At 72.8% G+C, this 11,487-nt stretch carries 12 protein-coding genes and 1 pseudogene; 12 read left to right on the top strand and 1 reads right to left on the bottom strand.

Annotation, left to right across the window (positions count from 1 at the left end; all coding sequences use genetic code 11):
- From AC51EU_RS20790 to mutM, 9 genes and pseudogenes are all read left to right on the top strand, one after another.
- A pseudogene (locus tag AC51EU_RS20790) lies at nucleotides 1-502 on the top strand (DAK2 domain-containing protein); the annotation flags it as partial.
- Nucleotides 503-560: 58 nt separating this feature from the next.
- Entirely contained in the window at nucleotides 561-2,753 is a 2,193-nt protein-coding gene (recG, locus tag AC51EU_RS20785) for an ATP-dependent DNA helicase RecG (protein WP_496268515.1), read from the top strand.
- 143 nt (nucleotides 2,754-2,896) lie between these two features.
- A complete protein-coding gene (rsmD, locus tag AC51EU_RS20780) occupies nucleotides 2,897-3,496 on the top strand; it encodes a 16S rRNA (guanine(966)-N(2))-methyltransferase RsmD (protein ID WP_496268514.1) in 600 nt (199 codons plus the stop codon).
- Between the two features lie 26 nt (nucleotides 3,497-3,522).
- On the top strand, nucleotides 3,523-4,002 hold the full coding sequence (gene coaD, locus AC51EU_RS20775; RefSeq protein ID WP_496268517.1) for a pantetheine-phosphate adenylyltransferase: 480 nt from the start codon (nucleotides 3,523-3,525) through the stop codon (nucleotides 4,000-4,002).
- A gap of 151 nt (nucleotides 4,003-4,153) precedes the next feature.
- Nucleotides 4,154-5,224: a cell division initiation protein gene (locus AC51EU_RS20770; RefSeq protein ID WP_496268516.1), complete on the top strand. Its 1,071-nt coding sequence runs from the start codon at nucleotides 4,154-4,156 to the stop codon at nucleotides 5,222-5,224.
- A 190-nt stretch (nucleotides 5,225-5,414) separates the two neighbouring features.
- Entirely contained in the window at nucleotides 5,415-6,008 is a 594-nt protein-coding gene (locus AC51EU_RS20765; RefSeq protein WP_496268513.1) for a YceD family protein, read from the top strand.
- Between the two features lie 2 nt (nucleotides 6,009-6,010).
- A complete protein-coding gene (rpmF, locus tag AC51EU_RS20760) occupies nucleotides 6,011-6,184 on the top strand; it encodes a 50S ribosomal protein L32 (protein ID WP_043266291.1) in 174 nt (57 codons plus the stop codon).
- A gap of 19 nt (nucleotides 6,185-6,203) precedes the next feature.
- Entirely contained in the window at nucleotides 6,204-7,019 is an 816-nt protein-coding gene (rnc, locus tag AC51EU_RS20755; protein ID WP_496268512.1) for a ribonuclease III, read from the top strand.
- Between the two features lie 80 nt (nucleotides 7,020-7,099).
- The gene (gene mutM, locus AC51EU_RS20750; RefSeq protein ID WP_496268511.1) at nucleotides 7,100-8,038 is read left to right on the top strand and encodes a bifunctional DNA-formamidopyrimidine glycosylase/DNA-(apurinic or apyrimidinic site) lyase; all 939 of its coding nucleotides are present in this window, start codon (nucleotides 7,100-7,102) and stop codon (nucleotides 8,036-8,038) included.
- A 28-nt stretch (nucleotides 8,039-8,066) separates the two neighbouring features.
- Here the strand turns inward: mutM and AC51EU_RS20745 are convergent, their stop codons facing one another.
- Nucleotides 8,067-8,993, bottom strand: a complete 927-nt coding sequence (locus AC51EU_RS20745; RefSeq protein ID WP_496268510.1) for a CAP domain-containing protein — start codon at nucleotides 8,991-8,993, stop codon at nucleotides 8,067-8,069.
- Between the two features lie 132 nt (nucleotides 8,994-9,125).
- Here AC51EU_RS20745 and AC51EU_RS20740 point away from each other — a divergent pair, with 132 nt between their 5' ends.
- The 3 genes from AC51EU_RS20740 to AC51EU_RS20730 form a co-directional block, all read left to right on the top strand.
- A complete protein-coding gene (locus AC51EU_RS20740; protein ID WP_496268509.1) occupies nucleotides 9,126-9,407 on the top strand; it encodes an acylphosphatase in 282 nt (93 codons plus the stop codon).
- 381 nt (nucleotides 9,408-9,788) lie between these two features.
- Nucleotides 9,789-9,995 (top strand): hypothetical protein, encoded by a 207-nt coding sequence (locus AC51EU_RS20735; RefSeq protein ID WP_496268508.1) that lies wholly within the window; start codon nucleotides 9,789-9,791, stop codon nucleotides 9,993-9,995.
- A gap of 357 nt (nucleotides 9,996-10,352) precedes the next feature.
- Nucleotides 10,353-11,487, top strand: a 1,135-nt coding sequence (locus AC51EU_RS20730; protein WP_496268507.1) for a chromosome segregation SMC family protein, incomplete at its 3' end; no start/stop codon positions are given.

Here is an 11,487-nt window from a genome sequence, read left to right as displayed (position 1 = left end):
GCCCAACGACCCCGCCCTGCGGCACACCGCCGACGCCGCCGCCGAACAGGCCCGCACCGAGGGCGTACGCGTCGCGATCATCCCCACCCGCGCCGCCGTCCAGGGCCTCGCCGCGCTCGCCGTCCACGACGCCGACCGCGCCTTCGACGAGGACGCCGTCGCGATGACCTCCGCCGCCGGGGCCACCCGCTACGCCGAACTCGCCGTCGCCGAGCACCGGTCGTGGACGATGGCCGGCGTCTGCCAGGCCGGCGACGTCCTCGGCATGATCGACGGCGATGTCGCACTGATCGGCGAGGACCTGGCGTCCGCCGCGACCGCCGTCCTGGACCGGATGCTGTCGGCCGGCGGCGAACTGGTCACCCTCGTCCTGGGCGCGGGCGCCCCCGCCGGCCTCGCGGACCGCCTGGAACGGCACGTCCGCGAGCGCCATCTCGCCGTGGACACCGTGGTCTACGAGGGCGGGCAGCAGGCGCCGCCGCTGCTGATCGGCGTGGAATGACGGCCGCGCGGGCGCGGGCCGGGGCCCGTTGTCGGTGGGGTGGTGTGGAATGGGGGGCATGGAGGAAGCGGCCGCGCTCGACGAACCCCTGAAGAAGATCCTCGGTGGCACCACCGCGAAGGTGCTGGCCGAGCAGCTCGACCTGCGCACGGTCGGTGACCTGCTGCACCACTACCCCCGCCGCTACGCCGAGCGCGGCGAGCTGACCCGTCTGTCCGACCTCCCGCTGGACGAGCACGTCACGGTCGTCGCCCAGGTCGCCGACGCCCGGGTGCTCACCTTCAACCAGGGCCGCGGCCGGCGCCTGGAGGTCACCCTCACCGACGGCAGCGGCCGCCTCCAGCTGGTCTTCTTCGGCAAGGGCGTCCACAAGCCGCACAAGGAGCTGCTGCCGGGCCGCCGCGCGATGTTCGCGGGCAAGGTCTCCGTCTTCCACCGCAAGCTCCAGCTCGCCCACCCCGAGTACGCCCTCCTCGACCGCGACAGCGGCAGCGAGGCCGTCGACGCGTTCGCCCAGCAGCTCCTGCCGATCTACCCGGCCTGTCAGCAGATGGCGTCCTGGAAGATCGCCAAGGCCGTCGACGCCGTACTGCCCCGGGCCCACGACGCCGTCGACCCGCTGCCGCCCGCCCTGCGCGAGGGCCGGGACCTCGTCCCGCTGCCCGAGGCCCTGCTCAAGATCCACCGGCCCGCCACCAAGGCCGACATCGCCGACGCCCGCGCCCGGCTCAAGTGGGACGAGGCGTTCGTCCTCCAGACCGCGCTCGCCCGCCGCCGCCTCGCCGACACCCAACTGCCCGCCGTCCCCCGCCCGCTGACCGACGGCGGCATCCTCGACGCGTTCGACGCCACCCTTCCCTTCACCCTCACCGAGGGACAGCAGAAGGTCAGCCGGGAGATCTTCGACGACCTGGCCACCGCCCACCCCATGCACCGCCTCCTCCAGGGCGAGGTCGGCTCCGGCAAGACCCTGGTCGCGCTGCGCGCCATGCTCGCGGTCGTCGACGGCGGCGGCCAGGCGGCGATGCTCGCGCCCACCGAGGTCCTCGCCCAGCAGCACCACCGCTCCATCACGGAGATGATGGGGCAGCTCGCCGAGGGCGGCATGCTCGGCGGCGCCGAACACGGCACGAAGGTGGTGCTGCTCACCGGCTCCATGGGGGCCGCGGCCCGCCGCCAGGCCCTGCTCGACCTCGTCACCGGCGAGGCCGGCATCGTCATCGGCACCCACGCCCTCATCGAGGACAAGGTGCGCTTCCACGACCTCGGTCTGGTCGTCGTCGACGAACAGCACCGCTTCGGCGTCGAGCAGCGCGACGCCCTGCGCGGCAAGGGCGCACAGCCCCCGCACCTCCTCGTGATGACCGCGACCCCCATCCCGCGCACGGTCGCCATGACCGTCTTCGGCGACCTGGAGACCTCCGTCCTCGACCAGCTCCCCGCCGGGCGCTCGCCGATCGCCAGCCATGTGGTGCCCGCCAAGGACAAGCCGCACTTCCTGGCGCGCGCCTGGGAACGGGTCCGCGAGGAGGTCGAGGCCGGCCACCAGGCGTACGTGGTGTGCCCCCGGATCGGCGACGACGAGGACGAGACGCCCAAGGGCGGCGGGAAGGACCCGGCCGACGAGGCGGAGAAGCGGCCCGCGCTCGCCGTGCTGGAGGTCGCCGAGCAGCTCGCCGCCGGCCCGCTCGCCGGGCTGCGGATCGCCCCGCTGCACGGCCGGATGGCGCCGGACGACAAGGACGAGGTGATGCGCCGGTTCGCCGCCGGGCAGCTCGACGTCCTGGTCGCGACGACCGTCGTCGAGGTCGGGGTGAACGTCCCCAACGCCACCGCCATGGTGATCATGGACGCGGACCGCTTCGGCGTCTCCCAGCTGCACCAGCTGCGCGGACGGGTCGGCCGCGGCTCCGCCGCCGGCCTGTGCCTGCTCGTCACCGACATGCCCGGGGCCAGCCCCGCCCGCGCCCGGCTCGCCGCCGTCGCCGGCACCCTCGACGGCTTCGAGCTCTCCCGTATCGACCTGGAGCAGCGGCGCGAGGGCGATGTGCTGGGCCAGGCCCAGTCCGGCGTCCGCTCGTCGCTGCGGATGCTCGCGGTCATCGACGACGAGGAGGTCATCGCCGCCGCCCGGGAGGAGGCCACCGCCCTGGTCGCCGCCGACCCCGAACTGGCCCGCCACCCGGAGCTGCGGACCGCCCTGTCCGCCCTGCTGGACGCCGGGCGCGAGCAGTACCTCGACAAGGGCTGACGGCGGCCGCGGCGTGAGATCACTCACCGTCCCGCCCCCGTCCGGGCCCGCGCCGGGCGGCGGCCGACGGAATATCTTGGGGGAAGCGGAGCCCCACCCGGACCCGCGCCCCCACCGACCCCGCACCACGTAAGGACGGGCCCATGACCCGCGTGATCGCCGGTACGGCCGGCGGCCGCCGCCTCGCCGTGCCCCCGGGCAACGGCACCCGCCCGACCTCCGACCGGGCCCGCGAGGGCCTCTTCTCCACCTGGGAGTCGCTGGACGGACCGCTGGCCGGCGCCCGGGTGCTCGACCTGTACGGCGGCTCCGGCGCGGTCGGCCTGGAAGCCCTCTCCCGCGGCGCGGCACACGTCCTCCTGGTGGAGTCCGACCCCCGCGCCGCCCGCGTCATCCGCGACAACATCCGCACCCTGGGGCTGCCCGGCGCCGAACTGCGCACCGGCAAGGCCGAGCAGACCATCGCGTCCCCGCCGCCCGGCGAGGCGTACGACATCGTCTTCCTCGACCCGCCCTACGCCGTCACCGACGCCGAACTGGGCGAGATCCTGCTCACACTCCGTGGTCAAGGGTGGTGCGCGGAGGAGGCACTGGTCACCGTGGAGCGCAGTACCAGAGGCGGTGCGTTCGCCTGGCCGGAGGGATTCACGGCGATCAGGGCCCGTCGTTACGGCGAGGGGACGCTCTGGTACGGTCGCGCCGCCTCGACGTCCACCGCCATGACGTCGGAAAGCGTGTCATGACCGGATCGGAGAGCGAGGAACCCGAGTTGCGCCGCGCCGTCTGTCCGGGGTCGTTCGACCCCATCACCAACGGGCACCTGGACATCATCGCCCGTGCCTCCAAGCTGTACGACGTCGTCCATGTCGCCGTAATGATCAACAAGGCCAAGCAGGGCCTGTTCACGGTGGAGGAGCGGATCGACCTGATCCGCCGCGCCACCGCCGAGTACGGCAACGTCGAGGTCGAGTCGTTCCACGGCCTGCTCGTCGACTTCTGCAAGCAGCGCGACATCCCCGCGATCGTCAAGGGACTGCGTGCCGTCAGCGACTTCGACTACGAACTCCAGATGGCCCAGATGAACAACGGGCTCTCCGGGGTGGAGACCCTGTTCGTCCCCACCAACCCCACCTACAGCTTCCTCTCCTCCAGCCTCGTCAAGGAGGTCGCGACCTGGGGCGGCGACGTCTCCCACCTCGTCCCGCCCTGCGTCCTCGAAGCGCTCAGCGCACGCCTGCGCCAGAACTGACGCCCGGGGCACGGGCCGCCACCGGGACGCGTACGGTGTGCTGGGCACGGCAACGCTGACCGCCCGTCAGCAGCTGTCGGAGCGGGACCGGGCGGCCGTACAGTCGTGCCGTTCCGTCGTCCCGATACGTTCAGAGAGTGGCGAGCCCAAGGTGGACGTGCAGAAGAAGCTCGACGAGATCGTCGAGACCGTCGGCAGCGCCCGGTCCGTGCCCATGTCGGCGTCGTGCGTGGTCAACCGCGCCGAACTGCTCGCCCTGCTGGAGGAGGTCCGCGGCGCGCTGCCCGGCACCCTGGCCGAGGCGAGGGAAGTACTGGGCGGGCGCGAGCGGGTCGTCGAGGAGGCCCGCGCCGAGGCGGAGCGGATCATCGCCGCCGCACAGGCCCGTCGCGACGAACTGACCGCCGGCACCGAGGTCGCCCGGCAGGCCCAGGAGGAGGCGGACCGCATCCTCGCCGAGGCCCGCCGGGAGGCCGAGGAGGTCCGCGCCGAGGCCGACGACTACGTCGACAGCAAACTCGCCAACTTCGAGGTCGTCCTCACCAAGACCATCGGCTCCGTCGACCGGGGCCGCGAGAAGCTCCTCGGCCACGGCCCCGGCCTCGACGAGCACGGCCTGGCGGACCATGACGCCCCCGAGCGCAGCGCCGACCCCCAGACCCTCACCCGGCGCGCCGACGCCTATGTCGACGCCAAGTTCGGTGCCTTCCAGGCCGTACTGGCCAAGACGCTGGAGGCCGTCGGCCGCGGCCGCGACAAGCTCCAGGGCGCCCGCGCCATCGACGAACTCGGCGCCCACCTCGCCGCACAGCAGGACCCGCAGGCAGGCCGCGCCCAGGCCGACGCCGACTACACCGGCTTCCTCGCGGGCCTCGCCGGGCACGATGGCGCGGCGCACGGGGCGCCCGCCCCGCAGCAGCACCAGCCGCCCGCCCCGCCCGTCCCGGCCCAGACCGGCTACTACGAGCAGGGCGCCGTCCCCCAGGACACCGGGTACCAGCAGTACGCCCCGCAGCCGCCCTACGCCCAGCAACAGGACGCCTACGCCTACGGCTGGCAGCAGCAGCCCCAGCAGCCCTCCTACGCCCCGGACCCCGGGTACGCGGCCCCCCAGCGGCACGGGACCGGCGCCGGGTCCGGCACCCTGGACGAGACCAGCCTCTTCGACACCAGCGTGATCGACATCGACCAGCTGCGCCGGTACGAGGAGGGCCACCGCTGAGGCGCTTCCCGGCCCCTGGCCCGGCCGCCGATTGGGCCTATCGGGAACCGTCCAGTATTCTGGCTCTTCGGTCGCGTGTACGTCCGCGATCCGTGCTGCCCGTGCGCCACAGACGGCCCTGGGCGGCCCCTCAGCAGGACAGAAAGCAGGAAGAGCCATCAACGCCCGCCTCGACCACCGTGCCCCGCTCGTGTTCGACACGCGCGAGCTGGGACGCCGTCCCGGCGCGCTCCAGCGGCTCTCCCGTACCGTCGAGGCCCCCCGGGACCTCGGCAACGAGGTCATCGGAGTGCCCGAGAAGGCGCCGATCGTCCTCGCTCTCCGCCTGGAATCGGTCATGGACGGGGTGCTCGTCACCGGTACCGCCCGTGCAACCGTGACGGGGGAGTGCGTAAGGTGTCTGGAGCCGCTGGAGCGTGAGCTCGAAGCGGATTTCCAGGAGCTGTTCGCCTACCCCGACGCCGACGCCCGGACCCGCACCGCGGAATCCGGCGGCGACGCCGAGGACGAGGAGGACACCTTCTTCGTCGAGGACGACCTGTTCGACCTCGAACCCGTGCTGCGGGACGCGGTGGTGCTCGCACTGCCGCTGCAGCCGGTGTGCCAGGACGACTGCCCGGGCCTGTGCTCCGATTGCGGAGCGCGGCTGGCGGACGAACCGGACCACCACCACGACGCCGTCGACATCCGTTGGGCGGCACTGCAGGGACTCGTCGTGACCGACCAGGACGGCGAGATGGACAACGCTCCCCGCGACGCCGGGGATGAACCTCAGGAGAAGTAGCCGTGGCTGTTCCGAAGCGGAAGATGTCGCGCAGCAACACGCGCCACCGCCGGTCGCAGTGGAAGGCTGCGGTCCCCACCCTGGTGGCGTGCGAGCGCTGCCACGAGCCGAAGCAGCAGCACATCGCGTGCCCCAGCTGCGGCACCTACAACAAGCGCCAGGTCATCGCGGTCTGAGCGGCTGGTGACAGGCTCCATGTCAGACGCCACCCCGTCCTCCCGCAAGCGCGGAGCGGACGCGACCACGGCGGACACGGCCTCGTCCCACACGCTTCTGGAAGGGCGGCTCGGGTACCACCTTGAGTCCGCCCTTCTGGTGCGTGCGCTGACGCACCGCTCCTACGCGTACGAGAACGGCGGTCTGCCCACCAACGAGCGGCTGGAGTTCCTCGGGGACTCCGTGCTCGGCCTGGTGGTCACGGACACGCTGTACCGCATCCACCCCGACCTGCCCGAGGGCCAGCTGGCCAAGCTGCGGGCCGCGGTGGTCAACTCGCGCGCACTCGCCGAGGTGGGCCGCGGCCTCGACCTCGGTGCCTTCATCCGCCTCGGCAGGGGCGAAGAGGGCACGGGCGGACGGGACAAGGCATCCATCCTCGCCGACACGCTCGAAGCGGTGATCGGCGCGGTCTATCTCGACCAGGGCCTCGACGCGGCCGCCGAGCTGGTGCACCGGCTCTTCGACCCGCTGATCGAGAAGTCCTCCAGCCTCGGCGCCGGCCTCGACTGGAAGACCAGCCTCCAGGAACTCACCGCGACCGAAGGTCTCGGTGTCCCGGAGTACGTGGTCAGCGAGAGCGGCCCGGACCACGAGAAGACCTTCACTGCTGCCGCTCGCGTCGGTGGTGTCTCGTACGGCACCGGCACCGGCCGCAGCAAGAAGGAAGCCGAACAGCAGGCGGCCGAGTCCGCGTGGCGCGCGATCCGCGCCGCGGCGGACGCGGCGGCCGCGGAACCGGCCTCCGGCGACGCGTCGCCGGCCGCCGGGGACAGCCCGCAGGCTTCCGGCTGAACCACACCCTCTGACCCTGTCCGGACGCCCGCCGTCCGGACAGGGTCAGAGGTCTTTTCCCACCGAACCGAGGAGCCCTGGTGCCCGAGCTGCCCGAGGTCGAGGTCGTCCGCCGCGGACTGGAGCGCTGGGTCAGCGGCCGCACGGTCGACGGTGTCGAGGTCCTGCACCCGCGGGCGATCCGCCGCCACCCGGCCGGCGCGGCCGACTTCGCGGCCCGGCTGACCGGCCTGCGCGTCGAACGGGCCCGCCGCCGCGGCAAGTACCTCTGGCTCCCGGTGACCGGTGGAGGGCCGGCCGCCCAGACCGCCGCCGAGGGCATCGCCCCCGTCATCGGCACGGGCCTCGGCCATGGTCTCGCCGTCCTCGCCCACCTCGGCATGAGCGGCCAGCTGCTGGTCCAGCCCCACGACGCGCCCGACGAGAAGCATCTGCGCATCCGCGTCCGCTTCGCCGACGACCTCGGCACCGAACTCCGCTTCGTCGACCAGCGCACCTTCGGCGGCCTGTCGCTGCACGACACCGTCCCCGACGACCCCGACCAGCTGCCCGATGCCATCGCGCACATCGCCCGCGACCCGCTCGACCCGGCCTTCGACGACGCCGCCTTCCACGACGCGCTGCGCCGCCGCCGCACCACCGTCAAGCGGGCCCTGCTCGACCAGTCACTGATCAGCGGCGTCGGCAACATCTACGCCGACGAGGCGCTGTGGCGCGGCAGGCTCCACTACGACCGGCCCACCGCCACCCTCACCCGCCCACGCACCGCCGAACTCCTCGGCCACGTACGGGAGGTGATGACGGCCGCGCTCGCCGTCGGCGGCACCAGCTTCGACAGCCTCTACGTCAACGTCAACGGCGAGTCCGGGTACTTCGCACGTTCCCTGGACGCCTATGGGCGCGAGGACGAGCCCTGCCGCCGCTGCGGCACCCCGATCCGGCGCCGCCCGTGGATGAACCGGTCGAGCTACTTCTGCCCCCGCTGCCAGCGGCCGCCGCGTCCGGCCCGCACCGGCTGAGCACCGCCGCGGGCCGGACGTCGTCCCGTCAGAAACCGAAGTCCTGCGTCCACCAGGGGCCGCCGGGGCCCTCGTGCACACCGACACCGAGGGTCTTGTAGTCACAGTTGAGGATGTTGGCGCGGTGACCCGGGCTGTTCATCCAGGACTCCATCACCGCCCGCGCGTCGGCCTGGCCGCGGGCGATGTTCTCGCCGCCCAGGTTGGACACGCCCGCCACACGGGCGCGGTCCCAGGGGCTGCGGCCGTCGGGATCGGTGTGGCTGAAGAAGCCGCGGGCCGCCATGTCCTCGCTGAACCGCTGTGCCAGGTCCGCCAGGCCCTGGTCGGCGGTCACCGGGGAGCAGCCGGCCTGCGCGCGCTCCTGGTTGACGAGCGACAGCACCTGCGACTGGAGGGACCCTCCGGTGTCCGGTGCCTTCATCCGCCGGGCGGACGCCAGGGGAGCGGCGGAGGGCTTGGAGTGATCCGCGGCCGGGGCGGACGGGGCGCCCGTGCGGGCGGTGGGCGCCGGCGCGGAGTCCTTGGCGTCCGCCTTGTGGGGCTTGGTGGTCTCCGTGCGGGGGGACGGCGAGGTGGAGGGGGCGGCGGCGGAGACGGGCCGCTTGGTCTCGGGGGCCTTGGCGCGGCCACCGCCGCGGCTCGTGGGGGTGTCCGTGCGGTCCGGGGAGGCGGCGAGCGAGCCCTGCGGCCCGGCGTCCGCGAGGGCGTCGGCACGTATCTGCTCGTCGCCGGGGCCCGGTGTGAAGCGGCCCTGGCCGGGCAGCAGCCCGGAGGCGACGGCGACCGTGCCCATCGCCACCGCGGCGGAGGCACCGATCAGCCCGGTGCGCACCGGGGCGGACCGCCGGCCGCGTGTCGCGCGGCGTCCGCGCGAGGGACCAGCGGGCTCTTCGCCGGGCGGTGCGACCACCGGCCCGGTCGAGTGGGGGACAGAGCGTCGATGGCGACCCATCTCGGGGGAGTCCTTCCGTTCTTACGTCAACGCGCGTCACCCGAAAGGATGGGCGCGACTGCCGGGCGAGCGTACGCCATGACCTGGGCAGTCGATGTGCTCAGCGGGCAATTGGCCGGTTAACGTGCGGACATGAGTGAAGATGTCCGTCTGACCGTCTGGGTGCGCGGCCGCGTGCAAGGCGTCGGATTCCGCTGGTTCACCCGCGCCAACGCCCTGCGTATCGGAGGGCTGGAGGGGTTCGCCGTCAATCTGGGCGACGGCCGCGTCCAGGTTGTCGCCGAGGGGCCGAAGGAGCGCTGCGCGGAACTGCTGGAGTGGCTGCGCACCGGCGACACGCCCGGCAGGGTCGACGGCGTCACCGAGATCTGGGACACGCCCCGCGGCGGCTACGACGGTTTCGCGATCCGCTGAGGGCCCCGGCGCGGGGCCGCGCGGCACCCGCCGGCGTGATCTTCGTACCCGCCGCAGCCCCGGCGGCGGGAAGGAGATTTCGGCTGGTGGTTGCCAACTCGGCCGACGCGTGGAAGGCTGCGCTGTACGGATGATCTCCACGCCCCGCGGGCCCTTCCCGGAGAGACCGGAGCAGCGCCGTTACGGCCGCGCCCTCTCGACCGCCCGAGGATACGGGGCGTGATCGTGTTGACCCTCAAACCTTTTGGTGAGACGCTGGAATCCCCGCGCACCTCAGCTGTTTGGCATTGAGAACCCCGCGAATGACAAGCACCAAGGGTGCGGATCCCTCACGACCCACCACCGCTTCGGTCGGTCACTCAGTGTGGAGGACCATCCATCATGGCAAAGGCGCTTCTCGGCTACGTCGGCGGCTCCGACCCGCGAGTCCTCTCCGAGATGCGACGGCTGCAGCAGCGTGTTCAGGATCTGGAGTCCGAGCTGGTCCGGATCCAGGCGGAGAACGACATGCTGACGGCTGCCGCGCGTCGGGACGACTCGATGCTCGAAGGCATCGACGTACCCCAGGCGGAGCCCGCGCTCACCTGATTCCAGGGGCCGGGCGGGCTGCACCCAGCCGCTTGAGGCACCGCAACGCATCACGCACGATCCACTGGATCTGCAAGGGACGCTTCGGCGTCCCTTCGTCGTTTCCCCGCCTCCTGTCCGCCCCGGCCCTCCCCGCGGACCTCCCACGCCGTCCCTCCGCGGCCGGGCGACTCCCGTTCCCCGTACGGCCGTTCCCTCCACGGCCCCGACCGCTCCGGATGATCCGGCGATTCCTTACCCGATGATGTGCCCTGCGTCACCTTGTGCGAAACCGGCTGTTCCCCGGGCCTCGCCGTACCCGCCGGCGCCGGAATGTTGGGACGGCCCCTTGACTGCCGGCCGGTAAAGTCCCACGGCGTGCACCTCAAGAGTCTGACCCTGCGAGGCTTCAAGTCCTTCGCCTCCGCCACGACGCTCCGCTTCGAACCCGGCATCACCTGCGTCGTGGGACCCAACGGCTCCGGCAAGTCCAATGTCGTCGACGCGCTCTCCTGGGTCATGGGCGAGCAGGGTGCCAAGTCGCTGCGCGGCGGAAAGATGGAGGACGTCATCTTCGCCGGCACCACCGGCCGGCTCCCGCTGGGCCGCGCCGAGGTGTCGCTGACCATCGACAACTCCGACGGCGCCCTCCCCATCGAGTACGCCGAGGTCACGATCACGCGGACGATGTTCCGCAACGGCGGCAGCGAGTACCAGATCAACGGCGACACCTGCCGGCTGCTCGACATCCAGGAACTCCTCAGCGACTCCGGCATCGGCCGCGAGATGCACGTCATCGTCGGCCAGGGCCAGCTCGACTCCGTCCTGCACGCCGACCCGATGGGCCGCCGCGCCTTCATCGAGGAGGCGGCCGGCGTCCTCAAGCACCGCAAGCGCAAGGAGAAGGCGCTGCGCAAGCTGGACGCGATGCAGGCCAACCTCGCCCGGGTGCAGGACCTCACCGACGAACTGCGGCGCCAGCTCAAACCCCTCGGCCGGCAGGCCGCCGTCGCCCGCCGCGCCGCCGTCATCCAGGCCGACCTGCGCGACGCCCGGCTGCGGCTGCTCGCCGACGACCTCGTCACCCTGCGCGAGGCGCTGCGCGCCGAGATCGCCGACGAAGCTGCCCTCAAGCAGCGCAAGGAGGCCGCCGAGACCGCCCTCAAGGAGGCCCGGCAACGCGAGACGGCACTGGAGGAGCAGGTCGCGGCGCTGACACCGCGGGTCCGCCGCGCCCAGCAGACCTTCTACGAATTGTCGCAACTCGCCGAACGGGTACGCGGCACCGTCTCCCTGGCCGAGGCCCGCGTCCGCAGCGCCTCCGCGGCCCCGCCGGACGAACGCCGCGGCCGCGACCCCGAGGACCTCGAACGCGAGGCCGCCCGCATCCGCGAGCAGGAGGCCGAGCTGACCGCCGCCCTGGAGGCCGCGAGCCGCGCCCTGGAGGACACCGTCGAACACCGCGCCGACCTGGAGCGCCGGCTGGCCGACGAGGAGCGGCGCCTGCGGGACG

Source organism: Candidatus Streptomyces philanthi (genome assembly GCF_059553635.1).
The sequence above is the reverse complement of the archived record's forward strand: the minus strand, read 5'-3'. Positions and strand labels throughout refer to the sequence as shown.